Origin of the sequence: Collinsella sp. CLA-ER-H11, assembly GCF_040092445.1 — a bacterium.
In the GTDB taxonomy this organism is placed as follows: Bacteria; Actinomycetota; Coriobacteriia; order Coriobacteriales; family Coriobacteriaceae; genus Collinsella.
Window position 1 is genome coordinate 47,728 of record NZ_JBBNLN010000003.1, and the last position, 24,580, is coordinate 72,307.

The following is a 24,580-nucleotide window of genomic DNA, read 5'->3' on the forward strand; positions in this document are numbered from 1 at the left end:
CCCTCCCCAAAAGCGCACGTCAACCGACAAAACAGCAAATTAAAACCAAAGCCAATACCAGCTTAGCACCGACCGGCGTCGACCGAAACACCCCGAATCAGAGCCCGGTGCGAACTATCTGCCTAGTGATACAGCCCCGGCTGGTAGTGATACTCATTGCTCACATGCGGGCACAGCTGCCAAAAGGCGACGGCACTCGCCGCGGCCACGTTGAGCGAATCGACCCCATGCGCCATCGGAATGCGCACGGCCCGGTCGCAGCCCGCAATGGTCTTGGCACCCAAGCCGGCACCCTCGGTACCCATAAAAATCGCCAGTCGGTCGATCTCCTGCAGCGCAGGATCGTCCAGCGAAACGGAGTTGTCCGTCAGTGCCATGGCGGCACAGGAGAACCCGGCATTGTGCAGCGCCGCCAGGCCGTCGTGCGGCCATACGCGCGCCTCGCTGCCAATACGAGTCCACGTCACCTGAAACACCGTGCCCATGCTCACACGAGCCGAGCGACGATACAGCGGATCGCAGCACGTAGGACTGACCAAAATACCGTCAACATTCAACGCTGCCGCCGAGCGGAAAATCGCACCCACATTAGTATGGTCGACAATACCCTCGAGCACGCATACGCGCACCGGGCGCTCCCCCGCCGCCTCGACGACGCCACCCAAGAACTCGGCTACCGGAATCTGCCGCGGGCGACGGAACGCCGCGAGCGCACCGCGCGTCACGTTAAAGCCCGTCAGCTGCTCCATGAGCTCCATAGAGGCCACGAACACAGGAACCGGACCTGCGCCCTCGCGCACAACCAGGCGCTCAAACAGCGGCATCATCTGGTCGAGCCAGCGTTCACCCAAAAGAAAGCTCACCGGCTCGTATCCGGCACGCACCGCGCGCTCGATAACCTTGGCACTCTCGGCGATAAAGATACCCTTTTGCGGCTCCAGCACGCAGCGCAGCTCGCGCTCGGTCAGTCGCACGTAGGCGTCGAGCCGCTCATCCTCGAGCGAATCAATTCGCAGCACCTCAACGGCATCAGTCATAGCAGCCTGCCCGCACCCTTCTTTACAGCACATCTATACCAAACGAGGCGACGCTATGCGCCGCCCCATGCATTCAATCAACCCGATGATACCGTTCACGCCAGGCGTTTTACGCCTCAACGCGACGATACGTCACGAACTCATAATCGACACCCTCATCACCCTCGCCGGCGGCAATCGTCGCGACCCCGCTGCGCTGCGCAATCTCCCACGCGGGATCGGCATCCAAATCGGGAAAGTACGTATCCACGTCATGCACGCAATGGTCATGCGTAACCTCGGCCTCGACGCAATACGGCAAAAACTGGCGATACACCTCGCCGCCGCCAATCACCCACGCAACGGGTTCATCAGCCACGGCGGCCAGGGCCTCGTCAATGCTATGCACCACGTCGACACCCTCGGGCGCAAAATCCTCATCGCGCGTGAGCACAATGTTGCGGCGGTTCTTAAGCGGACGCCCGCCAGGAAAACTCAGCAGCGTCTTGCGCCCCATAATAACCGGGCAACACTTGGTGCACGCCACAAAATGGCGCATATCGGCGCGATTGGACACCACCATGTCGCCCTCGCACCCAATGCCCCAGTCGTCACACACGGCGACGATGGCAGATAGCTTACAAGTCATGAGCGTCACCTACACCGCAATGGGGATGTTCTTGACCTGCGGGCCGTGCTCATAGCCCTCGACGATCAGGTCATCGGTCGTAAACGAATAGAAGTCATGCACATCGGGGTTGAGCGTTACCTTGGGGGCCGCAAACTGCGGACGCTCGATAAGCTCGCGGACGATATCGACATGACGGTCGTAAATATGAGCATCGGCGATCACGTGCAGCAGCTCGCCAGCGAACATATCGACCGACTGCGCGACCATCATCAGCAAAATGGCGTACTGGCACACATTCCAATTGTTCGCGGCCAAAATGTCCTGACTGCGCTGGTTGAGAATCATATTGAGTGTTGGCTTGTCGTCCTGCGGACGCTGCGTGACGTTATAGGTCACGCTGTAGGCGCACGGATACAGATGCATCTCGGACAGATCGCTGAACACGTACGTGTTGGTCATGATGCGGCGGCTGTACGGCGTATGCTTGAGGTCGTACAGTACACGGTCCATCTGATCGAAGTCACCCTCGGCATAATGGCTCTTCTGCCCAATCTGATACCCGTAGGCTTTGCCGATGGAACCGGTCTCGTCGGCCCACTCATCCCAAATATGGCTGTTGAGGTCATGCACGTTATTGGACTTCTTCTGATAGATCCACAGGATCTCATCCATGGCAGATTTGAGGGCCGTACGACGCAGGGTAAGCGCCGGAAACTCCTCGCGCAGGTCGTAGCGTGCCGTAACGCCAAAGTTTTTAATAGTATAGGCAGGGGTGCCGTCCTCCCACACCGGGCGGACCTTTTGGCCCTCGGTGGTGGTGCCATGGTCCAAGATATCTCGGCACATGGTTACAAACTGTTGATCAGCCTTGCTCATTGACCCTCCTATCAGTCCCTACAAGCGAGATTCATTGTAGCCCAGGCGCACGCGGCCCCACAGCCCAAACATAAGCACTCATTTTCTGACATATGACAGAAATTCCTTGCGCAAATCCGCACGTTCGCTATTCTATTGTTGACATATGTCTGATAAGGAGTGTGCATGGCAGGAAGACGCGAAAAATTGCGCCGCGTCGGGATCATCCCCGAATATCGCAGATTTACCCCCGATGGCCTGGCGAGCGGCGATGCCATCGACATGACGGTCGACGAACTCGAGGTCCTGCGCCTGTGCGACCTGGAAGGCCTCAATCAGGAGGCCGTCGCCCTGCACATGGGCGTCGCACGAGCCACGGTGGCGGCCATTAGCAGTCGCGCGCATCGCAAGGTGGCAAACGCGCTGGTCAACGGGCGCGCACTGTGTATCGAAGGTGGCAATATCGCGTACTCCCCCATCGCCACGACGACGGCCGCATGGCCAGCAAAGGAGGTCGACACCATGAGGGTGGCAACCACGTACGACAACGGCAACATCTTTATGCACTTTGGCCGCAGCGAGCAGTTCAAGATCTACGACATTCAGGACGGCAGGGTGCTCAACGAGCAGGTCGTGGGCACCGGCGGCACCGGTCACGGCGCCCTGGCGGGCCTGCTCGCCAACGGCGGCGTGGACACGCTCATCTGCGGCGGCATCGGCGGTGGCGCTATCAACGCGCTTGCCCAAGCCGGCATCACGGTATACGCAGGCGCCCAGGGCAGCTGCGACGCTTGCGTCGAGGCCCTCATTGCCGGCACGCTCGCTCAGACCGGCGAGGCCACCTGCGACTGCCATGGCCACGACCACGAGCACACCCACGAGCATGGCGAGTCCTGCGGCTGCCACGGCCATCACGAGCACGAGGGCCACGAGGGCTGCGGCTGCCGCTAACGGCACGGCACCGCGAGCTCGGGGCGCGACGCTAAACGCAACCCCACAATCAAAGCCAACAACAAAGGCCACCCGGTAGCTTCCGAGTGGCCTTTGCCATATCAAGTTGGAATTACAGCTCTATTTCTTATTACGCATCTGCGCTTCCATCTGGCGCAGCAGCTCCATATCGGACTTGGGACCGCCCGTACCCAGGTCGCCCATGCCGCCCAGACCCATAGCGTCCAGGCCAGGGATATTGGGCATGCGCATCCTCTTGCCCTTCTTTCCCTTTTTGCCCTTTTTGCCGCCGGCCTGTGCCTGATTGGCCATCGTGCGCATGCGGCCCATCATCTTATTCATCTCGCCCCACTGCTTCATAAGGCTGTTAACCTCGGTGGGCGTCACGCCGGCTCCCTTGGCGATACGCGCGCGGCGCTGGCCGTTGATGATGGAGGGACGCAGGCGCTCCTCCTTAGTCATCGACATGATGATGGCCTCGTTCTTATCGAAGATGCCCTCGTCCAGGTTGCCACCCATCTGGTTGAGTGCGCGCTGGCCGCCGGGAAGCATACCCAGAATGCCCTTCATGCCGCCCATCTTCTTGACGGCCTTCATCTGGTCGAGCATGTCGTTCATGGTAAAGCCCTCGCGCAGCATGCGCTCGGCAGCCTCGAGCTGCTCGGCGTCAGCCGCCTCCTGGGCCTTCTCGATGATGCCGACAACATCGCCCATGCCCAAGATGCGCTTGGCCATGCGGTCGGGGTAGAACGGCTCCAGCGAATCGGGCTTCTCGCCCATGCTCACGAACTTGATGGGCTTGCCGGTCACCTGACGCACGGAAAGCGCGCCGCCGCCACGGGCGTCGCCGTCGAGCTTGGAGATGATCACGCCGTCAAAGTCGGTGCGCTCGGCAAACGTCGAGACGACGTTGACGATATCCTGGCCGGTCATGGCATCGACGACCATCAGCACCTGATCGGGCTTGACGGCCTTCTTGATGTCCACGGCCTCCTGCATCATCTGCTCGTCGATCTGCAGACGACCGGCGGTATCGACGATGACCACGTCGCGCAGGTGGTCGACAGCCTCCTGGATGGCGCCCTTGGCGATATCGACCGGGTGCTCGCCGTCACCGCGGAAGACCGGAACGCCGATCTCGCCACCGAGCGTGGCAAGCTGGTCGGCAGCGGCGGGACGGTAGACGTCGCACGCGGCGAGCAGCGGCGAGCGGCCCTGCTTCTTGAGCAGGTAGGCCAGCTTTACGGCTGCCGTGGTCTTACCGGAGCCCTGCAGGCCCACGAGCATAATGACGTTGGGAATGCGGTTGCTAAAGACGAGCTTGCTCTCGGTGGAACCGAGCATCTCGGTGAGCTCGTCGAGCACGATCTTGACGACGTTTTGCGCCGGCGACAGCGACTCCATGACCTCGGCGGTCATGCAGCGCTCCTTGGTCTTGGCAACGAACTCCTTAACGACCTTGAAGTTGACGTCGGCCTCGAGCAGCGCCATGCGGATGTCGCGCATGGCCGAGGTGATATCGGCCTCGGTCAGCTTGCCCTTGCCGCGCAGGCGGTCAAATGTGTCGTTGAGGCGATCGCTCAGAGAATCAAACACTAGTCACTCCTTAGTTGGACTCGCCCACCAGGGCGCGGCAGAAATCTTTGGCATTAAACTCCTGCAGGTCATCGACCTGCTCGCCCACGCCGATGCGCAGGATCGGGAGCTTGAGCTTCTCGGCCACGGCCATGGCGATACCGCCTTTTGCCGTGCCGTCGAGCTTTGTCATGATAATACCGTCCAGGCCCAGAGCCTCGTTAAACTCGAGCGCTTGGTTGAGGCCATTTTGGCCGGTGGCGGCATCAATCACGAGCACGACATAGACGGGCATGGGGCCGGCGGCCATATTGGCGGCGCGCTTACGGGTCACGTTGACCACCTTAGCAAGCTCGCGCATAAGCTCGGGACTCGTGTGCAGACGGCCGGCGGTATCGATAAGCACCAGGTCGCTGCCGCGCTTGTCGGCCTCGTTGAGCACGTCATAGCACACGCTTGCCGGATCGGAGCCGCGGTCGCGCTTGATGACGGGGACGCCAGCGCGCTGGCCCCACACATCGAGCTGCTCGATAGCGGCAGCGCGGAAGGTATCGGCCGAACCGATCACGACGTTCTTGCCGCGGGAGGCCATGGCGCTCGCGATCTTACCGACCGTCGTGGTCTTGCCGGCACCGTTAATGCCCACAAACAGCACGCAGCTCGGCGTATCGGAGAACGGATCGCGCTCGATGGGCACAAAGTGCTGCTCGAGCTGCTCGGCCAGGGCGCGACGGAGTTGCGGGGCGGTCTTGAGGTTCTTCTTAGCCGCGGCATCGCGCAGGTCATCGGAGACCTGAATGGCGACCTCGGCACCCATGTCACCCATAACGAGGGTGTCCTCAAGGTCCTCCCAAAAATCCTCGTCGACCTCGCCGCCAAAGTAAAAGACCTCGTTGAGGGCCTCACGACTGCGCTCAAGTCCGCGCGAGAGAGCGTCAAAGAATCCCATTATGCATTCACGACCTTTCCGGTTTCGCGATCGAGTTTTTGCGAGACGACGCGACTGACGCCGTCAGCTTGCATCGAGACGCCGTAGAGAACGTCAGCGTCCTCCATAGTACGGCGCTGATGCGAAATGACCAAGAGCTGCGTATCGGAACGTAGCACATCAAGGGCACCGATAAGCTTGGACAAGTTGGCGTCGTCGAGCGCCGCCTCGACCTCGTCCAGCACATAGAACGGCACCGTGCGCGTGCGGTAAACGGCAAAGAGCAGAGCGAGCGCCGTCAGGCTCTTCTCGCCGCCCGACATGAGCATCATCTTGGTGATGCGCTTGCCGCGCGGCTGCGCCACGACCTCGATGCCCGTCTCGGCCGGATGCTCGGGGTCGGTCATCTCCAGATGTGCCAGGCCGCCCGGGAACAGCATGGCGAAGATCTCGCGGAAGTTCGCATCGACCTTCTCAAACGTCACCAGGAACGCCTTGCGCATCTTGCGATCAATGGCCACCGTGATCTTGGTGAGCGCCTTGCGCGCGCTCTCCAGATCGGCCAGCTGCTCCTCGATGTAATCGGCGCGGCGCTTGAGCTGCTCGTACTCCTCCATAGCAACCTGGTTCACAGGACCCAGGTTGTTGATCTGGCGCACAAGCTGGTTGAGCTCACGTTCGGCGGCATCGCGGTCGGTAGGAGCAGGAAGCATGAGCGCTTCCTCGAGTACCGTGGTGCCATCGGCGGTAATGGCCTTAATGGCGGCCTCTACCTGCACCTCGAGCTTGCCGCGTGCGACCTTAAACTCGTTTTGCGTGGCGGAGGCGGTATCGACCCGCTCCTTAGCGCGAGCAACCTCTGCCTTGGCGTCCTCGATGGTCTTCTTGAGCGAAGCGGAGTCCGCCTCCTCCAGAGAGGCCTGGTCACGCAGGCGAGCTGCCCAATCCGACGCGCGTTCCAACAGGGCCGAATATCGCTCGTGCATGGGATCGACGCGCAGGCGCAGCAGCTCGAGTGAGCGCGAGGCCTGGCGTGTTCCGCGGATACGGCGGTCGATGCCCTCCAGGCGATGCTCAAGGTCGGGCACGCGGCCCTTCAGCGAACGCAGGCGCTCGCTCGTCTGGGCCAGGCGCACCTTGGCGTCGGCGAGCTTTCCGGCGGCCTCGGAGTCGTCACGGCGAACGCGGTCGAGTTCGTCGTTGGCCTCGGCAATCTGGAGACCCAGGTCGCTTGCCTGCGCACGGGCCTCGTCGCGCGAACGGGTGAGCTCGTCAACGCGCGGGCGCGCAGCACGAACGGCTTCGGAGGCCTGCTCGCGGCGCTTGGAGATGCGCACGCGCTCGACCTCGGCATTGTTGGCGCTTTGCTCCAAGCGGCCGATCTCGGAGAGCAACGAGCGGCGCTCGCCCTCAAGACGGGCGATCTCGCCGGCGGCATCGCCCTCAGCGGCACGCGCTTCCTCAACGGCCGCATTGGCCTCGACGACCTGATCCGACACATGCTCAAACACGGCAGCCAAATCGGGCTCCAGGCCCTCCAGCTCGCGAATGCGACGCTTGCGCTCCAGGGCACCCGACGCCTCGCCGGCATCGAGGCCCACGCGCACAAGGCCGCCACAGCTTACGCGGGCGCCATCGGGGGTCACATAGGTCACACCGTCAACGACAGGCGCAGCCAGCGCGGCAGCCAAGTCATCGACCACGTAATAGCCACCGAGCAGCGCCTCGACAATCGGGCCATAACCGGCACGCACGGAAAGGCGATCGACCAGACGCGAACCGGCAGCGCCCTCGGAGGCAACAGAGCCGCTCACGCCGCACGCCACCAGCAGCGCCTCACCCGAGGCCTTCTTTTGGTCCAGAGCCGCACGACCGGCACGCTCAAGCGCGGCGGCGTCATCAAACAACAGGGCATCGATATCGCCGGCAAGTAGCTGCTCCACCAGGCCCTCAAGCTCGCGCGGGGCCTCGAACACGTCGCCCAGACGACCCGAGACATCATCGCCCAACGCACCCACCAGACGGCTCACGAGCGGCGAGCTGTCGGCCATGCGGGCATCAAGCTTCTTTTGGCTGGCAAGCTCCGAGCGCACCTCGGATAACTTGTTACGCGCCTCGCTCTCGCGGGCACGCAAGTCCTTCAGCGCCGCACGGGCGACCTCGGTGGCCTCACGCGCATCGACCTGGGCCTGGCGCGCTTCCTCAAGAGCACCCTCAAGCTCCTCTGCGCGGTTGCGACGGCTCTCGAGCGAGGCCGTGACCTCCTCGAGCTGCTCGTCAATCTGCTCCAGGCGCGAGACATACATGTTGTCCTCGACCTCAGCGTTGCTCAGCGAGTCCTTCACCTTGGCGAGCTCGAGCGCGGCGTTGTCGGCCACGCGCTGCACATCGCGTTGCTCACGCGTAAGCTGCAAAATCTGATTGTCGAGCGCCACGCGCCGCTCGTGGAGCTCAGCGGCAGCAGGACCAGCGGCGTCAACGTCCTCCTGGGCCTGCATGTGCGCACCGGTCACTTCCTCAAGCTGCGCACGCGCGTCCTCGAGCTCCTCGACCACGCGACGACGCTGATGCTCGGAGCTCGAAATCTGCCCGCGCATGTCAGACAGGCGCGACACCATGTTGTGGCCCTTTTCCTCGAGCAGGCGCATGTCGGAGTTAATGCGGCCGACCACATCTTGCATATGACGGCGCTGCTCGCCTAGGTCGCCCACAAACAGGCCCTTTTCCTCGAGCATGACCTGAAGCTTCTCGAGCTCGCGCTCCTTTTCGCCCAAGCGGTACTGCGCAAGCTCAAGCTCGGCGGCACCTTCCTTGGAGCGGCTCTCCAGGTCGTTCCACTGCGACTGCAGCGAACGCAGCTCGTCAACGGCCAGCATCTGCGTAAGCTCGTTCGCGCGCGAGGACAGCTCTTTGTACTTGCGCGCGCGATCGACCTGACGCTCCAGCGGTCGCAGCTGGCGGGCGATTTCCTTATTGATGTCGCGGGCACGCGTCAGGTGCTCGTCCATTGACTTAATCTTTTTGAGCGCACGCTCCTTGCGGCGCTTGTGCTTGGAGATGCCGGCGGCCTCCTCGATGAGGGCGCGGCGCTCCTCGGGGCGGCTCTGCAAAATGGCGTCGAGCTTGCCCTGGCTGATGATGGAATGCGTATCCTTGCCCAGGCCCGAATCGTGCAGGATGTCCTGAATGTCCATCAGGCGGCACGGACTCGAGTTGATGAGGTACTCGCTTTCGCCCGAGCGATACATGCGACGGGTGATGGCGACCTCGTCAAAGTCGACGGGCAGCATATGGTCCGAGTTATCGAGCACCAGCGTGACCTCGGCGACACCCACCGGCTTGCGCGCTGACGAGCCCGAGAAGATGACATCCTCCATGGCCTGGCCGCGCAGCTGCTTGGCGCTCTGCTCGCCCAGGACCCACAGAATCGAGTCAGAGATGTTCGATTTTCCCGAGCCGTTGGGACCGACGATGACGGTCAGGCCCGGCTCAAACGTCATATGGGCGCGGTCGGCAAACGACTTGAACCCTTTGAGCGTGAGGGACTTGAGATACACGGTTCCTCGCTTAAACAGGCTTCTTGTTGAGAATCACGCCGTTGGTGGTGTAGCCCATGCGGTCAAGCGCCTCGAGAGCAGCGGCTCCCTCGGCTTCTTTCTTTGAGGAGCCGGAGCCGCGACCCTGACGAATACCATCGATCAACACCACGGCGGTAAAGGTGGGCGCATGCGCCGGGCCCTCGGAGCCAACGAGCTTATACGCCGGGGGCTCGTGACCGTCGGCTTGCACGCACTCCTGCAAAAACGACTTGGGATTCGCAGGATGCTCGGCACGCTCGGAAGCCAAATGCGGCTTAAGCGTACGGTGAATGAACTCCGCCGCCGCATCCCAGCCGGCATCCAGGTACAACGCGCCCACGAGCGACTCATAGACGTTCTCGAGGGCCGAATGCAGGCCGCGCGCACCGGTACCGGTCTCGGAGGCACCAAAGATGATGATGTCGTCGATGCCCAGCTCGTGAGAAACTTCGGACAGCGTAGCGCCCGAGACAAGCGACACCTTCAAGCGCGTGAGCTTGCCCTCGTCAAACTCCGGATAGGACTCAAACAGGGAGCGTGCGACCACAGCGCCCAAAATGGAATCGCCCAAGAACTCAAGGCGCTCATAGCTGGCAGAAACCGGCTGGCCCTCGACTGCCGAGGGATGCGTAAGCGCCACGCGCAGCAGCACCTTATTGTTGAACTCGTGGCCCAGGATTTCCTGGGCGCGCGTAAGTCGTTCGGATAAAGCCAAGACTTAGGCCTCCTTGGCAGCTTCGATAGCGTCGACGGCGTCGGCGACAGAGTTGAGCGAGAGCAGGGTCTCGTCATCGATCTCGAGGTTGAACTCGTCCTCGATAGCCGTAACCAGCTGCAGGCGCTCGAGCGAGTTGGCATCGAGGTCGTCAAAGGTGGTCTCCTCGCTAATTTCGGCAACATCGACGCCCAGAACGTCAGCAGCGACCTCGGCGATCTTGTCGAAGATTTCGGAGCGGTCCATAGCGCTTCCTCTCATAGTGCATGAATACCAAAAGAATGGTACCGCCCGGGCGGTACCAAGACACGGTTCTGATTCTACCCCACGACGTGCGCCGCGAAGCACATAACAGCGCTCTAACTCGCTCTTATAAAACGATACCGTCCATAGAGTTGGCGACATTCTCGACCAGCCCGGCGCGCACGGCTTCGGCCGCCGCGAGCGTACCGTTTTTGACAGCCTCGACCGAGGTGGCGCCATGGCCGATCAGGACCACGCCGCGCAGGCCCAAAAGAATCGCGCCGCCCTTGGCGTCGCCAGAGAGCTTGGCCTTAATCTCGCGCATCTGCTTTTTAATGAGCAGCGCGGCGATCTTGGTGCCAAGCGAAGACATAAAGACACCCTTGAGTTCCTGCAGCAAAAACTTGGCAGCGCCCTCAGTGGCCTTGAGCGCGATGTTGCCCGACATGCCGTCGGCAACCACGACGTCAAAATTGCCCGACGTAAGATCGGTGCCCTCGCAGTTACCAACAAACCCGGGAACGGCGGCCTTCATAGCAGGGAAACAGGCCTTGGTAAAGTTGGAACCCTTCTCGTCCTCGGTGCCGTTGGCAAGCAGGCCCACGCGGGGATGCTCGATGCCCAGGACGACGCGGGCATAGGCGCTGCCCATCTGCGCAAAGCGCACCATATCGTCAACCTCGACATCGGGGTTGGCACCCATGTCGCACAGCACCGTCAGACCGCCGGCGCGATTGGGCAGCGCATTGGTCAGACAGGGGCGCACCGGCTGCTTCTTGCCTTCGGGCTGATACCTAAACGGCGTCACGTAGGCGGTGGCAGCGGCGGTCATGGCACCGGTCGAGCCGGCGGAGAAGAACGCATCCGCGTTACCCTTCTTAATGGCGCGGCAAGAAAGCACGATCGACGACTTACGCTTGGTCATCACGGCGCGAATGGGATCGTCATCCATGGCGATAACGTCAGGTGCCTCAAGGGCCTCAACACGTGCATGGGAAGCTGCAAAGGGATTGACGATTTCGGCGGGGCCAGCTGCCAAGACCTCGATATCGGGATCGGCAGCAAGCGCAGCCTCGATACCATCGAGAACAACCTGAGGTTTCTCGTCTCCGCCCACAACGTCTACACAAACGCGAACGTTACTCATATACATGCTCCTTATACAAAAATGGCCGACTCATTGAGCCGGCCATTGTGGTTCCATTTGGAACGGCATCGCATCCAGAGTATACCGTTACTCGGTAACGATAACCTCGCGGTCCTTGTAGAAACCGCAGCTGGGGCACACGTGGTGCGGAAGCTTGACAGCGCCGCAACGGGGGCACGTGGACTGAGCCGCAGCCGAGATCTTCATGTTGGCGGAACGACGGGTGTGAGTGCGGATACGACCCTGCTTTTGTTTAGGTACGGGCATAGTGACCTTCCTTATGAACTATCCAGTGTGGCGATTACGCGCAAGTAGCGATACTACCACAGTTTTACTCATCAAGCTTGAGATTCTTCAATGCTGCAAATGGATTTTCCGTGGCAGCGGCCCATTCTGCCTCTGCCTGGGCGGCGCAATCGCATTGCTCGACGTTAAGATTGCAACCGCAAGTGGGGCACAGACCGCGACAATCGGGCTTGCAAAGCACCACAAACGGCGTGTCCATAACGACCGCGTCATTGATGGGCTCGCCCAGATCGACGATGCGGTCCTCACCCAGGAGCTCATAGCCGTCCTCGTAGGCCTCGGGATCCTCGGGCTCATCAAAGAGGTAGAACTCCTCGATCTCACCGGCAATATCAAACGAAGCGGGCTCCAGGCAACGGTCGCACTCGCCGGTGGCGCGCGCGCGGACCATGCCCGTGAGCAAGACACCGGTACCGGCATTGGTAAAGACAACGTCGTAGTCGATGCCGTCCTGAAGCTGGTAATCCTTCTCGCCCACCGTGTAGGTGGCGACATCGACCTTACCGGTCAGCGGATACGAATCTCCAGGAAACTCGAGCTGCTCGGAAAGATCGACGGTAACGCTCGGAAACTCAGCCATTACCACTGACCATTCTGTTGGGCGGCACCCTCGTTGAGCTGCTGACGGCAACGGGTAACGGTGCCAGTCAGGCTCTTGAGGTTCTCCTCCAGGTGCGTAAAGACCTGCTCCGCGTAGTCCTCGGCAGCATAACGCGTCTCGCGCTCGTACTGCTGGGCACGATCGCGGATGTCGTCGGCCTGCTGCTGCGCAAGGCGGACGATCTCCTGCTCACCGGCAATGGTGAGGGCCTGCTGCTGAGCGTCGGCGATGATGGAATCAGCCTGAGCGGCGGCGGAAGCCATAAGCTCCTCGCGCTCCTTAAGGATACGGCGGGACTTCTGCCACTCCTCGGGATAGCTCATGCGGATCTCGTCGAGGATATTAAAGAACACGTCGGCGTCGATGACCTTGAACTGAGCGTTCTTGCCGAAAGGCGGCTTGGCTTCCTCGATCAGCCCTTCGAGCTCATCGACCAAGCTGACGATCCTATCGCCAGGAAAATTCTCGCCCGGCATCCGGTCTCCTTTCATAGGTAACATATCATCGTGCTAGTTTACCACATGCCACCAGGCAATAAAAAACGTCACGAAAAGCGATGTCTGAGCGCTTCGACCACGTTGGGCGGCACAAACGTCGATACATCGCTGCCGAGCGAGGCGATCTGGCGAACGACCGAGCTCGAGATGTAACCGTACTGCGGAGCACTCATGACAAAGATGGACTCCAGCTCGCTATCCAAGCGATAATTGAGGTCGGCCTGCTGCAGCTCATACTCAAAGTCGGTCATGGCGCGCAGGCCCTTGACCACGGCCCCCGCCCCCTGCTCACGAGCGAAGTCGACCAAGAGGCCGGTAAAGGGCAGGACTTCGACGCCGTCGATATTACCGAGCGCCTCGCGGACCAGCGCCACGCGCTCATCGAGCATAAACGTGGTGCCCACACCGTTTTTACCCTGCGACTCTGCAACAGCGACGATCACACTGGGAAAGATGCGGCGGGCGCGGCGGATCACATCGATATGGCCAAACGTGATGGGATCGAAGGTGCCCGGGACGATCACGCGGTTGATGGTGTCATTCATGGGCGTCCTCCTGAAACGTCGTGGCATCGTTGTTATCGGCATCGGTGACGGCACTATCGTCCTCACCGTCGTCATCGCCGACCCAACGAAGCAGGTCGACCGAGGTAATGCCGTAGCGCTTCTCACGTACAGTCTCAAAGCCTGCCGGATGCGCGCCCGCATCGGCGGAGGCATGCTCAAACAGGGCATAAGCGCCAGGCGCAAGCAGACCCTGCTGAGCCAGGTTCTGCAGCATTTCCTCGACCGGCTCGGCACCAAAAGCATAGGGCGGGTCGAGCAGGACCAAATCAAAGGGGCCGCCCGGTACACGACCGCGCGAGGCACTTGCCAGCATGTCGCCCGTGACCACACGCCAACGCGCACGGTCACGGCAGAGCGACTCGATATTCTTGGTAATGAGCCGCGCGGCGTTGCGATCGATCTCAAACGTCGTGAGCGAGCGGGCCCCACGAGAGAGCATCTCTAACCCTAAGGCACCGGAGCCGCCAAAGGCGTCCAGCACACGAACCTCGTCCAAATCGAAATCGAATGCCGACATGACCATAGATGCGCACGACTCGCGCACGCGATCAGTCGTGGGGCGGGTGACATCGCGACCACGGGGCTCCTCGATCTTACGACCGCGCCATTCGCCGCCGATGATTCTCATCCTCCGCTGACCTCCTTAAAGATATGTCGATAACGCATGGCGACCGCCTCGCGCAAGGGACGCGTCGCCACAGAGTCAAGGTTGCAAGCATACCGCAAGAGCTCGACCGCGTCCAAATGGGCCCATTCGATAAGGTCCTCATCGGCATCCAGGTCCACAAAGCGCAAGGTCACGCCACCGTGCTGACGGTACCCCAGGATTTCGCCCTCGTGGCGCAGACGCAGGTCCATCTGGGCGAGCGTAAAGCCGTCCGAAGTCTTTTCGAGCGACTGGAGACGGTCTTGCGCCGCCGAGGCGCCGCCGTTGCCCTTGGAGTGCGTCATGACCAGGCACGTGCCCGACACGCTGCCGCGGCCCACGCGACCGCGTAGCTGATGCAGCGCCGCCAAGCCAAACCGCTCACCGTTCTCGATGACCATGACGGTGGCGTTGGGCACGTCGACGCCCACCTCGACCACCGTAGTCGAGACGAGCACGTCAATCTCGCCACGCTTGAAGGCGTCGATCACGCGATCCTTCTCCCCCGCTGGCATACGGCCGTGAAGGCGCTCGATGGCAAGACCCGGCAACGCCAGACGCAGGCGATCGAGCTCGGTCGCCGTATCGTGCAGCGGCACAGGCACGGTCACGCGGCCCTCGTCGTCGCGGGCGATACCGGGCACGTCTTCAAGCTCATCGGCCGAGTCACTCGGCTCCACGAGCGGGCAAATCACGTAGGCCTGCTGACCCTTTTCATGCGCCTCGCGGATGGCGCCATAGGCGAGGTCGCGGCTCGACTCGGTGAGCACGCGTGTCGTCACGCCAGCGCCAGGGACGGGCCGATGGCGGATGATACTCGTGTCCAGATCGCCGTAGACCGAAAGCGCCAGCGTACGCGGGATCGGTGTCGCCGTCATAACGAGCAGGTCCGCACCGGGGCCCTTCGCGCGTAGGGCGTTGCGTTGGCCAACGCCAAACCGGTGCTGCTCGTCGATGACGACAAGCGACAGATGATTGAACGCAACGTTATCCGAAAGCACCGCGTGGGTTCCAAAGAGGACGTCGAGCTCGCCCGATTCAAGCTGGGCATGGATCTGCTCGCGCTCTGAGGCCGGCGTGGCACCCGTCAGAAGCGCCCAGGACATGCCCGCCTGCGAGAGCAGAGGGCCGGTCTTATCGGCATATTGGCGCGCCAACACGCCCGTGGGCGCCATAACGCAGGCCTGCGTACCGCTATCGGCAGCCACAGCCAGAGCGCAGGCGGCAACGGCGGTCTTACCGGTACCGACATCGCCCAGCAGCAGGCGGTTCATCACGCGCCCACCATCGCACATATCGCGCAGGATATCTTGGAACGCGGTCTCCTGCTCGTCGCTCAGCGAAAACGGCAGGGCTTGCTTAAGCGCGGCCAGGTGCTCGCCCGCGGTGTGGGCATAGGGAACCACATCGACCAGGCCGCCGACGTTGCGCAGGCGCAGCGCCAGCTGCAGGTAGAGGCACTCCTCGTAGGCAAGCCGTGCGCGCGCGATATCGCGCTCTGCCATACTCGATGGAAAGTGGATCGAACGCAACGCGCGGGCATTGCTCATGAGCTTCCGCTTTGCGCGCAGCGGCGCGGGAATCGGATCGAACGGATTGCCGACGACCTCGAGCGCGCCGCTTACGATGCGGCGCATCCACGCCTGGCTCACGCCATCGCTCACGTAATGGACCGGCAGGATGGTGCCCGCAGCACGCCCGTCATCGAGCTTTTCAAAGTGCGGCGAGGCCATCTGCTTAAAACCGTAGGCAAACTCGACCTTGCCCATCACGGCCAGGCGGTCGCCCTGTTTAAGCTGCTGGGCAATCCAGGGCTGGCGGAAAAAGGCGACCTGCAACACGCCCGTCTCGTCCACCAGCGATACCTCGGTCACCTGCATGCGCGGACGCGGCTGCTTTTGGACGATGCGGTCGACCGTGGCGATGATGGTGCACACGGTACCGATGGGCGCCATCTCGATGGACCACGAACGGGTAAAGTCGAGGTATCGATGAGGAATATGGAGAAGGAGGTCCCCCACCGTCCTAATTCCCAGACGGCGAAGGGCCTCCTCACGTTTACCCGAAACATATTTGAGTCGCGCGATATCCTCGTCGAGCGCATTGCTCTGGGCAAAGCGCTCCGAGACGCGCGGCACGGAGCAGAGCTCGGACATGGGCAGATGCCTACTCGATCGAGAAGATCACGGGATAGAGCGGCTGCTCGCCACGATGGGCGTCAATCTCCAAGTCGGGCTGAGCTTCCTCGATGGCGTCGACGATCTCCTGGAAGGCCTCATCGGACAGCTCCTCGCCGGCCAGAATCGTCAGCGCGTCGCCCTCCTCTTCCTCCTGCATGCGGTTGATGCAGTCGAGCGTGACCTGCTTCACGTCGGAGCCGACCACGTCGATGGAGCCGGCGATGATACCCATGACGTCACCGGAGTGAATCGGGGAACCGTCAGAGGCACTGGAGTCGCGCACGGCGCGGGTGACCTCGCCATCGCGGACCTCGCTGATGGCGTCGACCATGGCGGCAACGGCGTCCTCGAGCTCGGAATCGGGCAGGACTGCGAACAGCGCGGAGAAGGCCTGCGGGACGGTCTTAGTGGGAACGACGGCGACCTTCTTGTCGGTGCAGGCTGAGGCAGCAGCCTCAGCGGCCATGCGGATGTTGCCGTTGTTGGGCAAGATGATGACCGAGGTCGCGTTGACCTGGTCCACCGCGCCCAGCAGGTCGGCGGTCGAGGGATTCATAGTCTGGCCACCGGAGACGACCACGTCGACGCCAAGGGACTTGAGGATGTCGGCCTCGCCGGAACCGGCGGCAACGGCGACAAAGCCCAGCGCCTTGGCGGGCTCGGCGGCCTTTTCCTGATCCTCGTGGATCTTAGCGGTACGGTCGTGGGCCTCCATCTCCATGTTGTGGATAAAGACCTCATAGATCTGACCGAGCTGCAGCATGTGCTCGAGCACCAGGTTGGGGGTGTTGGAGTGCACATGGATCTTGTAGTCGGGATAGGCGCCCACGAGCAGCTCACAGTCGCCCATGGAGCCTAGGAACTTAAGGCACTCGTCCTCGTCAAACGGGGCATCGGCCTTAAAGAGGAACTCGTTGCAGTAGCGGAACTCCGAGCCCTCCCAGTCATCGTTGGCCTCGATCTCAACGCGACCGAGGGCCGCATCGCGGGCAGAGCCGGCGGAGTCAAACGTGGCGGAGAAATCCTCGACAACGGTGCTGCGGCCGAGCGCAGCGGCAACAAAGTTCTCCAGGAAGATGGCAAAGCCAAAGGCGCCGGAGTCGACCACGCCGTTCTCCTTCAGAACGGGCAACAGGTCGGGTGTGCGGGCGACGGACTGGTACGCCTCAACGACGATGGCATCGAGCGCATCCTCAGCCGAGAACTTCTTCTTCTCGCACTCATCGGCCTTGGTCGAGACATCGCGCAGGACCGTGAGGATTGTGCCCTCGATGGGCTTACGGACAGCCTGGAAGGCGACCTTGACGGCGCGACGGAAGGCGAAGGCAATGTCGGCGGACGTAATGGGCTCGTCGGCAGAGACAAGGCCCTCGGCCACGCCACGCAGAATCTGCGATGTGATGACGCCGGAGTTACCGCGGGCGCCCATGAGGGAGCCGTGGGTGATGGCGCCGGCGATGGCTTCCATGTCGGCGTCGGCAGGAAGAGCGGAAAGCTCCTTGGTCACCGAGGCGAGCGTGAGCGACATGTTGGTGCCGGTATCGCCATCGGGTACGGGGAAGACGTTGAGCTTGTTGATCTCCTCGGCCTTGTCGGAAACGGCAGCCGCAGCGATCGGAAAACAGGTGCGAATGGTCTTTGCAATCATGGGTGTTAGAATCTCCGTTTTCGGATGCTAGTTCAGACGGCTCTTGAGCGCGTCGATGTGAATGCCGATCTTAAGGCTGGCGGGATCGATCTGGGCGATCTCCTGCAGAGTGAAGGCAACGGAGCTCGAAAGATTGTGGCAGACGGACTTCATGTTGACGCCGTTCTCGAGCACGACGTGAAGATCGACCGTAAGGCCGTTCTCGTCGGCGGAGACAAGCACGCCCTTGCGGAGGCGCTGACCGGCAAGCAGGCGCACGCTCTCGGCGCCCTGGAGCTGCTCAGCCATACCGACAACGCCATAGCACGTCATCGCGGCATAACCGGCAATATCGGCAATAACGTCGTTCGAGACGCTCAGGCTGCCGTTAATGGTCTCAGACACAAGAATCTCCTTTTCTTGGTGCTCGCGGCACCATGTCGTGGGAGCAATCATTGCAATATTCTACAACGACCGCGGCATGTTGAGGTGGCGGGCCTCGGGATTACATCCTCGACACGAAATGTTGATACGGCAACGTTCGCCACATGCGACCGCGGCATGAAAAAACCCGCCGCATAAGCGACGGGTCTTAAAACCTGGCTCCCCGGGTAGGACTCGAACCTACAACAGCGCGGTTAACAGCCGCGTGCTCTACCATTGAGCTACCGAGGAATTTAAAAGCCCAGCGAAATGGGCTGAGAAATTCTGGCTCCCCGGGTAGGACTCGAACCTACAACAGCGCGGTTAACAGCCGCGTGCTCTACCATTGAGCTACCGAGGAATAGGTGCGTGCTCTCAAGCAACGAAGTTTATTATACGGACGATTGGACGAAGGGCAAGAACTTTTTTAAGAAATTTTCCGACCTAGTCATTGGGGACGTTCTTAAACGACTAGTCATTCAAGAACGTCCCCAACGACTAGTCGTTTAAGAACGTCCCCAATGACTACATAAAAGCGCCCTCAAGCGGATGTGCTTGAGGGCGCTTCTTGCTTGACTAGCTTTCGATGTAGTCCTTGAGCTTGCTGCTGCGGCTCGGGTGGCGGAGCTTGGCCAGGGTCTTGGACTCGATCTGGCGGATACGCTCGCGCGTGACGCCAAACTCGCGACCGACTTCCTCGAGCGTGCGGGGATGTCCGTCGACAAGGCCAAAGCGCAGCTCGATAACCTTGCGCTCGCGATCGGCAAGCGAATCGAGCACCTGGGTGAGCTGCTCCTGCAACATGGAGAAGCTGGCGGCATCGGGCGGGACGATAGCCTGGGAGTCCTCGATGAAGTCGCCCAGCTGGGAATCCTCTTCCTCGCCGATGGGGGTCTCGAGCGACACGGGCTCCTGCGAAATCTTCTGGATCTCGCGGACACGGTCGGCGCTCATGTCCATCTCGGCACCGATCTCCTCGGGGGTCGGGTCGCGACCCAGATCCTGGAGGAGCTGGCGCTGCACACGGACGAGCTTGTTGATGGTCTCGACCATGTGCACGGGAATACGGATAGTACGGGCCTGGTCGGCAATAGCGCGCGTAATGGCCTGACGGATCCACCACGTGGCGTACGTGGAGAACTTAAAGCCCTTCTGGTAGTCGAACTTCTCGACGGCGCGGATCAGACCGAGGTTGCCCTCCTGGATCAGATCCAGGAACAGCATGCCACGGCCGACATAGCGCTTGGCGATGGAGACGACCAGACGCAGGTTGGCGCTGATGAGCGCCTGCTTGGCCTCAAGACCAACGTTCTCAATACGCGTAAGACGACGCATCTCGGCGCGCGTGAGTTCAATCTCGCCCGCATCGGCAGCCTCGAGCTTCTCGGTAGCCTCGAGGCCGGCCTCGATCTTCATGGCCAGATCGACCTCTTCAGATGCGGTCAGCAGGTCGACCTTACCGATCTCCTTGAGGTACATACGAACCGGGTCGCCGGTCAGCATCACCGTGGAGGCATCGATGCCGCGCACGCGCGAACGCGAACGAGACGTGCGCACGGTACGCTTCTTCTTGCTCTTGGAAGAGCCCATCTCGGCATCGGCCTGGCGGGCCATCTTAAGTTCGTGATCGTCAAGCGAGCCGGAATCGTGCTCGTCATCGTCGAAATCGTCGGTATCGTTATCGTCATCGTCGACGCCCATCGGGGCGTCGTCGTTTCCGCTCGCGGAGATAATCTGGATGCCGCTGTTGCGCAGCGCGGAATACACCGCGTTGAGCTGCTCATCAGAAACATCGATATCCTTCAGGGCGACCTGAATCTCGTCCTCGGTTACCGAAGTCCTGTTTGAGCCGTTGCCCATGAGCTTTGCAACGTAGGATTCCAGCCCAGTACCCGTGCTCTCAGTCTTTTTTGGCACAGATTCTCCCTTCGTAGTCCACAGGACTCAATACTTTAGCACACACATTGACGTCTATACCCAAAATAAAGACAGGATATAGGCGAGAATACGCTGGTTGACCACAACATCTAGGCCTGATCGGCGCCTGAGGTCTCCAAACCGATCAAACGGAACGGGTCGGCCACGCCACCGATCGACTTTTGAAGCTCGCGCTGGCGCTGTGAATCTTGCACCGCCTGCATCGTCAGCACGCGACGGGCCTCATCGTCGAGAGAACGGTCCTGACGCAACTTAGCCTGCGCGGCTCGCATGCGACGCTTGATGGTGTAGAGCTCGAGCGTATCGAGCATAAAGACGATGTTCGTCTCGGTCGGGTGCTTACTCGTCGCCGAGATGCGCCCAGCGCTGACAAGCGAAGCCGCCTCGGGACACACCGCGCGCGCCGCATCCATGCATGCCGCAGGATCGGTTCCCTGCGGCGTTGCCAGCACGGCCCACGCAATAGACTCGTGACGCGGATCGACCCACTCGATAGAACAAATGCGATCGGCATACGTGCGGAACAGATCGGGGTAGCTCGTGAGCATCGTCAGCAGCTCGCGCTCCCCCGCCAGGGATTTCCGCTCCAGATCGGTCAAAACAATCGGCATCGACGGAGCTGCCGCCGCGCTTGAGCTATCGGCAACGGGCGCAGCGCTTTCCATCCCCGCCGGCACATCGATTGGCGGCAGATCCTCGTCGGCCTCCACCGGTGTCGCCCCATAGGCATCAAGCGGAACGTAGTCGTACGGGTCCTCCTCGACCGGTGCGGACACCGGTGGCGTCGCGCCCGCGGCCCAGGCACCGCGACCGGCACTGCGCGCACCAGCCGCACCGCCGTCCGAGCTTCGTCCCTGCGAACCGCCCGAACGCTCAGCTTGCGCGCGTTGACGCTCGTAGCTCTGCTCACGCCGGCGCTCGGCATCCTCTCGCTTGGCGACATCGCGAAACACACGGCCCGAACTCGCGCGCACCGTCTCCAAGTCCAAACCCAGCAGATCGGCAATCTGGATAAAGTACGTGTCGATCATATAACTGTCACGCAGCGGGTAGATGAGCGTCAGCGCGTCCTCGAGCGCTTTGGCACGACCGCCCGGCGTGGTTATGTCGCTCGACTCCTGTAGCGAGCGGTACACAAAGTCCATGAGGGGCTCGGCGGCATCGATGCGCGCCTGCAGTGCCTCGCCACCATGCGCGGTAATGAACTCCATGGGGTCGTTGCCGTCGGGAAGCACCACGCAGCGCAGGTCCATCGAATCCTGCTCGATAAACTGAATCGCGCGTCGGGCAGCCTTTTGACCGGCGGCGTCGCCATCGAACATATATACAATGCGCTTGGCAAAACGGGTAAGCGTCTTTACATGATGCTCCGTGAGTGCTGTGCCCAGCGTGGCGACGACGTTTTTGATCCCTGCCTCCCAGCAGGCGATGCAGTCGGTATAGCCCTCCACCACGATGGCGGTATCCTGCGCGACGATAAACTCCTTGGCCCAGTTAAAGCCATAGAGGTTTCGCTTTTTATGAAACACACTCGTCTCGGCCGTGTTGAGGTACTTGGGCTGACCATCGCCCATGATGCGCCCGCCAAAGGCAATATTGTGACCCTGCTCATCAAAGATGGGAAACATCACGCGGTCGTAAAAACGGTCCGCGAGCTGCCCGCGCCCACGGCTCACGGCCACGTTGGCATCGATCATCTCCTGCGGGGTAAAGCCCGCCTGCGACAGATGCGACACCAGCGCATTGCGACCCGGCGCAAAGCCCAGGCAGTAGCGGCGACAGACATCTCCGCCCATGCCACGACTGGCAAAGTACTCGCGCGGACGGCTGTCCTTACCGCGCATAAGCATGGTGTGGTAGAACTGAGCCGTCTCGGCGCACAGGTCATAGATGCGAGCACGCTTGGTGCCGCGATCGCGTTGCGCACCGGTATCGTGCAGTTCAATGCCCGCACGATCAGCCAAATAGCGGATCGACTCGGGAAAACTCAGGTTCTCGCGCTTCATGATATAGGTAAAGACGTCGCCGCCCTCGCCGCAACCAAAGCAGTGCCACACCTGCGTAGCAGGGATAATGTGAAACGAGGGGGTCTTTTCGCCATGAAACGGGCAGCAGCCCCAAAACTCATGGCCGCGAGGATTGAGCTCAACCGTTTCCTGCACGATGGCAACCAGGTCCGACGCCGCGCGTACCTGATCTTTTTCTTCATCGCTAATCACGGATGCTCACCCCCTGCTCACCCAAGTTATGACGGATATCGTCGATATTACCCTCGACAGTCTCGATCAACTCGTCTAGGGAATCGAACACGCGAGACGGACGCAGCCAGCGCGTAAACGCCAGCGACACGGAGGCTCCATACAGGTCGCCCGCATAGCCGATCAAGTTGGCCTCGAGATGCGCCGAGGCGGCATCGTCGGCATACGTCGGCGGCAGCCCCACGTTGACGGCAGCAGGCCATACGGTATCGTCGACCAACACCAGACCCTCATAGACGCCATCGGCAGGCACTTGGATGCCGTCGGGCACCTGGATGTTTGCAGTGGGAAAGCCCATATCGGAGCCCTCGTGACGGCCAGCCGCCACAACGCCGCGCAGCATATAGGGACGGCCGAGAAGCTCGGCAGCCAACTCCACATGACCCTGACCCAGCTCATGGCGGATGCGCGTGGCGCAGATGGTCTGCCCGTTAACGCAGAGCAAGTCGTGACCGTAAACGTCAACCCCACGCTCAGTGCCCCAGGCGCGCATCTCGGCAACGCCCGAAGCGCCGCCGCGGCCGAGCCTAAAGTCGCTGCCTACACGAATGGAGCGAATATCGACAACGCGCGACAACAGCGCCAGAAACCCGACATGGTCGAGTGCCGCCACGGCGGGCGTAAAGGGAACGGCCACCACCGCATCGACCCCGGTTTGAGCCAGGGCGTGCAGGCGGTCGGCCGTCGTCATCAATTTTTGGGCGGGCGACGGACTCACCACGACGTCCGGATCAGGATCGAAGGTGACCACGACCGCTTTGCTGCCGTGATCATGTGCATCGCGAATAACCGCTTCAATCAGCTCTTGGTGCCCACGATGCACACCATCAAACACGCCAATAGCGATCGACGCGGCACCCAAGAACTCGCACCCATCAAAAGCATCGGCAGAAACGATACGGGCCTCATCCAACTCACCCGCGAAAAAGATACGCGCGAGCTCGTGGGGCGTCAGCATCATCGAACACCGCCGATCGCCTGCGGAAAGACGTGCTCCATCACAAAGCGGCCGCCCTCGATACGAGCAAGCGCCTTCAATCCCCCATCGAGCACGAGCGCGAACGGCGCCTTCGCCGTATCGAAGTCCGCAAGCGCGCGTTCAACGGGAATGCGGCGACCACAAAGCAGATCGTCTGCAAGATTACCCGGCAAATCGACACGCGTGGCACCAAGGGCGGCGATAGGATCCAGAGCGAAGCCAGCACCGGACTCGGCAGAGAGCTCCTCTACCGCGTGGCAGGCGCCAATGGAAACCACGCCGGATGCCGTACGACGCAGCGCGGAAATATGCGCAGCACTATCGCAGGCGCGACCCAGATCGCGAGCGAGCGCGCGAATGTAGGTGCCCTTGCTTACCGAAAACGCCACGGTCCAGACGCACGTATCGCCCTCGCCGCTCACGGCGATCAGGTCGGCGGCATAGACCTCGATGGGGCGCGGAGGCAAGTTTACCGCATTGCCCTCGCGAGCACTCTTATAGGCGCGAACGCCATTGACCGAGATGGCCGAAAACGATGGCGGCACCTGCATCTGCGGGCCAAGCATAGCGGCCAGCTGCTCACGGGCGTAAGCGAGATCGCGCAGCTCGGGGGCAACGGGCACCGTGCGGACGGCCTCGCCCTCCGCGTCATCGGTATTGGTCTCGACACCAAACGAAATGTCGGCAACATAACTTTTGGTATCGAGGGTCAGCATGCCCAGCAGACGGGTCGCCTGGCCCACGCCCACCACCATGACACCCGAGGCCATGGGGTCGAGCGTACCGGCATGGCCGACGCGTCGCTCATGGAGGGCGCGTCGGCACTGCGATACCACGTCGTGGGACGTACAGCCCACCGGCTTATCGACGGCGAGCAGCATATTCAATTGAGAAGGCGTACGACGAGCCATGTACCATCC

At 61.5% G+C, this 24,580-nt stretch carries 22 protein-coding genes and 2 tRNA genes; 1 reads left to right on the top strand and 23 read right to left on the bottom strand.

The genetic code is table 11. The features are described from left to right. Positions 1-122 precede the first annotated feature (122 nt). The 3 genes from AAAX35_RS03005 to thyA all read right to left on the bottom strand — a co-directional run bounded on the left by AAAX35_RS03005 (position 123) and on the right by thyA (position 2,523). Positions 123-1,037, bottom strand: a complete 915-nt coding sequence (locus AAAX35_RS03005; RefSeq protein WP_349116703.1) for an RNA methyltransferase — start codon at positions 1,035-1,037, stop codon at positions 123-125. A gap of 109 nt (positions 1,038-1,146) precedes the next feature. Continuing rightward, positions 1,147-1,665: a dihydrofolate reductase gene (locus AAAX35_RS03010; protein WP_349116704.1), complete on the bottom strand. Its 519-nt coding sequence runs from the start codon at positions 1,663-1,665 to the stop codon at positions 1,147-1,149. 9 nt (positions 1,666-1,674) lie between these two features. Continuing rightward, positions 1,675-2,523, bottom strand: a complete 849-nt coding sequence (thyA, locus tag AAAX35_RS03015) for a thymidylate synthase (protein ID WP_349116705.1) — start codon at positions 2,521-2,523, stop codon at positions 1,675-1,677. A 165-nt stretch (positions 2,524-2,688) separates the two neighbouring features. On the opposite strand from thyA, the gene AAAX35_RS03020 reads away from it, so the two are divergent. Next, positions 2,689-3,453 (top strand): NifB/NifX family molybdenum-iron cluster-binding protein, encoded by a 765-nt coding sequence (locus AAAX35_RS03020; RefSeq protein WP_349116706.1) that lies wholly within the window; start codon positions 2,689-2,691, stop codon positions 3,451-3,453. Between the two features lie 120 nt (positions 3,454-3,573). Here AAAX35_RS03020 and ffh read toward each other — a convergent pair whose 3' ends face one another. The 20 genes from ffh to truB form a co-directional block, all read right to left on the bottom strand. Then, complete coding sequence (gene ffh / locus AAAX35_RS03025; protein WP_349116707.1) at positions 3,574-5,049, bottom strand: signal recognition particle protein; 1,476 nt, start codon at positions 5,047-5,049, stop codon at positions 3,574-3,576. Positions 5,050-5,059: 10 nt separating this feature from the next. After that, on the bottom strand, positions 5,060-5,977 hold the full coding sequence (ftsY, locus tag AAAX35_RS03030; protein WP_349116708.1) for a signal recognition particle-docking protein FtsY: 918 nt from the start codon (positions 5,975-5,977) through the stop codon (positions 5,060-5,062). After that, positions 5,977-9,513: a chromosome segregation protein SMC gene (gene smc / locus AAAX35_RS03035; protein WP_349116709.1), complete on the bottom strand. Its 3,537-nt coding sequence runs from the start codon at positions 9,511-9,513 to the stop codon at positions 5,977-5,979. The genes ftsY and smc overlap by 1 nt, the downstream gene beginning before the upstream one ends. 10 nt (positions 9,514-9,523) lie before the next feature. Then, positions 9,524-10,249: a ribonuclease III gene (gene rnc, locus AAAX35_RS03040; RefSeq protein ID WP_349116710.1), complete on the bottom strand. Its 726-nt coding sequence runs from the start codon at positions 10,247-10,249 to the stop codon at positions 9,524-9,526. A gap of 3 nt (positions 10,250-10,252) precedes the next feature. Continuing rightward, positions 10,253-10,495 (bottom strand): acyl carrier protein, encoded by a 243-nt coding sequence (locus tag AAAX35_RS03045; protein ID WP_055286398.1) that lies wholly within the window; start codon positions 10,493-10,495, stop codon positions 10,253-10,255. A 124-nt stretch (positions 10,496-10,619) separates the two neighbouring features. Then, on the bottom strand, positions 10,620-11,639 hold the full coding sequence (plsX, locus tag AAAX35_RS03050) for a phosphate acyltransferase PlsX (protein ID WP_349116712.1): 1,020 nt from the start codon (positions 11,637-11,639) through the stop codon (positions 10,620-10,622). An 87-nt stretch (positions 11,640-11,726) separates the two neighbouring features. Then, positions 11,727-11,906, bottom strand: a complete 180-nt coding sequence (rpmF, locus tag AAAX35_RS03055; protein ID WP_022094017.1) for a 50S ribosomal protein L32 — start codon at positions 11,904-11,906, stop codon at positions 11,727-11,729. 64 nt (positions 11,907-11,970) lie between these two features. After that, positions 11,971-12,525 (bottom strand): DUF177 domain-containing protein, encoded by a 555-nt coding sequence (locus tag AAAX35_RS03060; protein WP_349116713.1) that lies wholly within the window; start codon positions 12,523-12,525, stop codon positions 11,971-11,973. Beyond that, positions 12,525-13,022, bottom strand: a complete 498-nt coding sequence (locus AAAX35_RS03065; protein ID WP_040358176.1) for an ATPase — start codon at positions 13,020-13,022, stop codon at positions 12,525-12,527. Before AAAX35_RS03065 ends, AAAX35_RS03060 begins: the two co-directional genes overlap by 1 nt. A gap of 68 nt (positions 13,023-13,090) precedes the next feature. Next, positions 13,091-13,588 (bottom strand): pantetheine-phosphate adenylyltransferase, encoded by a 498-nt coding sequence (coaD, locus tag AAAX35_RS03070; RefSeq protein ID WP_349116714.1) that lies wholly within the window; start codon positions 13,586-13,588, stop codon positions 13,091-13,093. Further along, on the bottom strand, positions 13,581-14,237 hold the full coding sequence (gene rsmD, locus AAAX35_RS03075) for a 16S rRNA (guanine(966)-N(2))-methyltransferase RsmD (RefSeq protein WP_349116715.1): 657 nt from the start codon (positions 14,235-14,237) through the stop codon (positions 13,581-13,583). Before rsmD ends, coaD begins: the two co-directional genes overlap by 8 nt. Beyond that, positions 14,234-16,411: an ATP-dependent DNA helicase RecG gene (gene recG, locus AAAX35_RS03080; protein WP_349116716.1), complete on the bottom strand. Its 2,178-nt coding sequence runs from the start codon at positions 16,409-16,411 to the stop codon at positions 14,234-14,236. Before recG ends, rsmD begins: the two co-directional genes overlap by 4 nt. A gap of 10 nt (positions 16,412-16,421) precedes the next feature. Beyond that, on the bottom strand, positions 16,422-18,083 hold the full coding sequence (locus AAAX35_RS03085; protein WP_349116717.1) for a DAK2 domain-containing protein: 1,662 nt from the start codon (positions 18,081-18,083) through the stop codon (positions 16,422-16,424). Positions 18,084-18,110: 27 nt separating this feature from the next. Beyond that, entirely contained in the window at positions 18,111-18,467 is a 357-nt protein-coding gene (locus tag AAAX35_RS03090; RefSeq protein WP_022093773.1) for an Asp23/Gls24 family envelope stress response protein, read from the bottom strand. A gap of 195 nt (positions 18,468-18,662) precedes the next feature. Continuing rightward, positions 18,663-18,737, bottom strand: a tRNA-Asn gene (locus AAAX35_RS03095). Positions 18,738-18,771: 34 nt separating this feature from the next. Next, positions 18,772-18,846, bottom strand: a tRNA-Asn gene (locus AAAX35_RS03100). A 215-nt stretch (positions 18,847-19,061) separates the two neighbouring features. Next, complete coding sequence (gene rpoD, locus AAAX35_RS03105) at positions 19,062-20,402, bottom strand: RNA polymerase sigma factor RpoD (RefSeq protein WP_349116718.1); 1,341 nt, start codon at positions 20,400-20,402, stop codon at positions 19,062-19,064. 110 nt (positions 20,403-20,512) lie between these two features. Continuing rightward, positions 20,513-22,642, bottom strand: a complete 2,130-nt coding sequence (dnaG, locus tag AAAX35_RS03110; protein WP_349116719.1) for a DNA primase — start codon at positions 22,640-22,642, stop codon at positions 20,513-20,515. Next, positions 22,635-23,642 (bottom strand): riboflavin biosynthesis protein RibF, encoded by a 1,008-nt coding sequence (gene ribF / locus AAAX35_RS03115; protein ID WP_349116720.1) that lies wholly within the window; start codon positions 23,640-23,642, stop codon positions 22,635-22,637. The genes dnaG and ribF overlap by 8 nt, the downstream gene beginning before the upstream one ends. Further along, positions 23,639-24,571: a tRNA pseudouridine(55) synthase TruB gene (gene truB, locus AAAX35_RS03120; RefSeq protein WP_349116721.1), complete on the bottom strand. Its 933-nt coding sequence runs from the start codon at positions 24,569-24,571 to the stop codon at positions 23,639-23,641. Before truB ends, ribF begins: the two co-directional genes overlap by 4 nt. Between the last annotated feature and the right edge of the window lie 9 nt (positions 24,572-24,580).

Excerpts from the sequence above, each read along its gene's own strand:
- AAAX35_RS03045 (WP_055286398.1), bottom strand. The coding sequence starts at position 10,495 with ATGGACCGCTCCGAAATCTTCGACAAGATCGCCGAGGTCGCTGCTGAC.
- AAAX35_RS03005 (WP_349116703.1), bottom strand. The coding sequence starts at position 1,037 with ATGACTGATGCCGTTGAGGTGCTGCGAATTGATTCGCTCGAGGATGAG.
- plsX (WP_349116712.1), bottom strand. The coding sequence starts at position 11,639 with ATGAGTAACGTTCGCGTTTGTGTAGACGTTGTGGGCGGAGACGAGAAA.
- ftsY (WP_349116708.1), bottom strand. The coding sequence starts at position 5,977 with ATGGGATTCTTTGACGCTCTCTCGCGCGGACTTGAGCGCAGTCGTGAG.
- AAAX35_RS03065 (WP_040358176.1), bottom strand. The coding sequence starts at position 13,022 with ATGCCGGGCGAGAATTTTCCTGGCGATAGGATCGTCAGCTTGGTCGAT.
- ribF (WP_349116720.1), bottom strand. The coding sequence starts at position 23,642 with ATGATGCTGACGCCCCACGAGCTCGCGCGTATCTTTTTCGCGGGTGAG.
- rsmD (WP_349116715.1), bottom strand. The coding sequence starts at position 14,237 with ATGAGAATCATCGGCGGCGAATGGCGCGGTCGTAAGATCGAGGAGCCC.
- truB (WP_349116721.1), bottom strand. The coding sequence starts at position 24,571 with ATGGCTCGTCGTACGCCTTCTCAATTGAATATGCTGCTCGCCGTCGAT.
- rpmF (WP_022094017.1), bottom strand. The coding sequence starts at position 11,906 with ATGCCCGTACCTAAACAAAAGCAGGGTCGTATCCGCACTCACACCCGT.
- AAAX35_RS03020 (WP_349116706.1), top strand. The coding sequence starts at position 2,689 with ATGGCAGGAAGACGCGAAAAATTGCGCCGCGTCGGGATCATCCCCGAA.
- AAAX35_RS03060 (WP_349116713.1), bottom strand. The coding sequence starts at position 12,525 with ATGGCTGAGTTTCCGAGCGTTACCGTCGATCTTTCCGAGCAGCTCGAG.
- recG (WP_349116716.1), bottom strand. The coding sequence starts at position 16,411 with ATGTCCGAGCTCTGCTCCGTGCCGCGCGTCTCGGAGCGCTTTGCCCAG.
- coaD (WP_349116714.1), bottom strand. The coding sequence starts at position 13,588 with ATGAATGACACCATCAACCGCGTGATCGTCCCGGGCACCTTCGATCCC.
- AAAX35_RS03010 (WP_349116704.1), bottom strand. The coding sequence starts at position 1,665 with ATGACTTGTAAGCTATCTGCCATCGTCGCCGTGTGTGACGACTGGGGC.
- AAAX35_RS03085 (WP_349116717.1), bottom strand. The coding sequence starts at position 18,083 with ATGATTGCAAAGACCATTCGCACCTGTTTTCCGATCGCTGCGGCTGCC.
- thyA (WP_349116705.1), bottom strand. The coding sequence starts at position 2,523 with ATGAGCAAGGCTGATCAACAGTTTGTAACCATGTGCCGAGATATCTTG.